The organism is Micromonospora globispora, from assembly GCF_003857015.1.
Lineage (GTDB): Bacteria > Actinomycetota > Actinomycetes > Mycobacteriales > Micromonosporaceae > Micromonospora > Micromonospora globispora.
In genome coordinates this window covers 1-708 of the sequence record NZ_QGGF01000507.1, presented here as the reverse complement: position 1 = coordinate 708, position 708 = coordinate 1, and the positions used below count along the sequence as shown (strand labels likewise).

Annotated in this window: 1 protein-coding gene and 1 riboswitch; the gene reads left to right on the top strand. The window is 70.9% G+C overall.

Annotated features, from left to right (window positions below):
* Nucleotides 1-25: 25 nt before the first annotated feature.
* Nucleotides 26-108, top strand: a riboswitch (ZMP/ZTP riboswitch).
* Between the two features lie 13 nt (nt 109-121).
* On the top strand, nt 122-708 hold a 587-nt coding region (locus tag DKL51_RS27425), incomplete at its 3' end, for a bifunctional 5,10-methylenetetrahydrofolate dehydrogenase/5,10-methenyltetrahydrofolate cyclohydrolase (RefSeq protein ID WP_148097853.1).

The following is a 708-nucleotide window of genomic DNA, read 5'->3' as shown; positions in this document are numbered from 1 at the left end:
GGCGGGCCGGTGGGTGTGGCAGGCTGACGGGGTACGCGACTGGCGGCCAGGGGATGGCATCAACCATCGGGGAGCTCGTCGCGGGGGTCGACCGCCTGGGCCTCCGCGGGCGGGGTGAGCCATGTCTTCTACGGGTACGACGGCGCGGATCCTGTCCGGTAAGCCGGTGGCGGAGCAGGTGTTGGCGGAGGTCGCCGAGGGTGTGGCGGGGCTGCGCGCGGCGGGGGTGACGCCGGCGTTGGCGACGGTGCTGGTGGGCGACGACGATGCCAGCGCCGGCTACATCCGGATCAAGCAGCGGCAGGCGGCGGAGTTGGGGTTCGCGTCCCCGCATGTGCATCTGCCGGCGTCGGCGTCGCAGGCGGACGTGCACGCTGTGTTGGAGGACTTCAACGCGGACGCCGGTGTGCATGGCGTGCTGGTGCAGTATCCGATTCCGGGGCATCTGGACTACGACCGGGCGTTGCAGGTTCTCGATCCGGACAAGGACGTGGACGGGCTGCATCCGATGAACATGGGCCGGTTGGCGTTGGGCGTGCCGGGCCCGTTGCCGTGTACGCCGGCGGGGATCGAGGCGCTGCTGGCGTTTCACGGGGTGCCGGTGTCGGGGCGTGAGGTGGTGATCCTGGGTCGGGGTGCCACGTTGGGTCGGCCGTTGGCGATGTTGTTGGCGCAGAAGCGGCCGACGGCGAATGCGGCGGTGACGGT